General features: G+C 67.4%; 1 protein-coding gene. It reads right to left on the reverse strand.

The window, feature by feature from the left end:
* The coding region (locus ABD679_RS15300; RefSeq protein WP_344760886.1) for an IS110 family transposase at positions 1-892 on the reverse strand (892 nt) is incomplete at its 3' end.
* Positions 893-1,041 lie beyond the last annotated feature (149 nt).

Below are 1,041 nucleotides of genomic sequence, written 5' to 3' on the forward strand. Positions count from 1 at the left end.
CGAAGGCCACGCGAGCGAGTTTGCGGGCCAGTGCGACCAAGGCCTGGATGCGGGTCAGGCCACGATCCAGGTGTCGTTGGTAGAACGGTTTCCAGGTCTGGCTGCGTGAGGCGGCCATGGCAGCGTTGTAGAGCAGCCTGCGCAGTTCAGGATCGCCCTGCTTGGTCAAGCGGCGTCGCCCGCGGCTGCGGCCGGAGTCGCGGATGCGCACGTCGAGCCCGAGGAAGGCGATGAAGGCATCGCTATGGCGGAACGGGCCGCGCAGGTAGGCCATGTTCAGCGCACAGGCCGTCAGCGGGCCGATGCCTTCCACGGCCTGGCAGCGTTGTACCGAGTCGCCCAGGTCGGCTTGCTTGGCGACCTGCAACAGCTCGCGCTGGAGTTGCGCCTCCAGTTGGCGGATGTCCGCCAGCACGGGCTCGAGGCTGGCCGCTGCCGGCCCGGCGAACGACTGCTTGAGCGCGGTACGTGCCCTGACCAGCGCCGCGCGTCGGCGCAACAGTTGCTGCAGGCGCCGATAGGCCGCCGGCGGCGGGCTCCATGGCCGCAGGTGTGCCTGTTCATGGGCCAGGTAGCGGGCCAGCAGGCGCGCATCGCGGGCATCGGTCTTGACCCGCTCCCCGGTGCCCTTGCGGTAGTGGTTGAGCCGGTAGCCATCGATGACATAAGGGCGATGGCCCAAGGCATGGGCCCGCTCCAGAACGGCGAGGTGGTAGTCGTTGGTCGCTTCGATGGCAATCAGGCTGCCGGCCGGCAGGCTCGACAGCCACGCCCCGATCGCCTTGTGCGCGTTGTCCACGACCTCGACCCGGTCCGCATCGGCCCGGTACGTCACCAGTTCGGCTTTCGCCACGTCGATCCCGACGATCGTCGGGGTTGTCCGCATTGCCATGTCAGAACCTCCAAGCTAGGGTAAATCGGCTTGTCGGGGCTCACCGTTGCGCTGGCTTGCAAGGATGGTCGGTCTTGAAGCACCAAGCCGATGGATTCCTGATTGGCGCCATGGTGAGGGGGCGGGACGAGGTCTCCCACGGTCTGTAC

Origin of the sequence: Luteimonas lutimaris, assembly GCF_039537065.1 — a bacterium.
Lineage (GTDB): Bacteria > Pseudomonadota > Gammaproteobacteria > Xanthomonadales > Xanthomonadaceae > Luteimonas > Luteimonas lutimaris.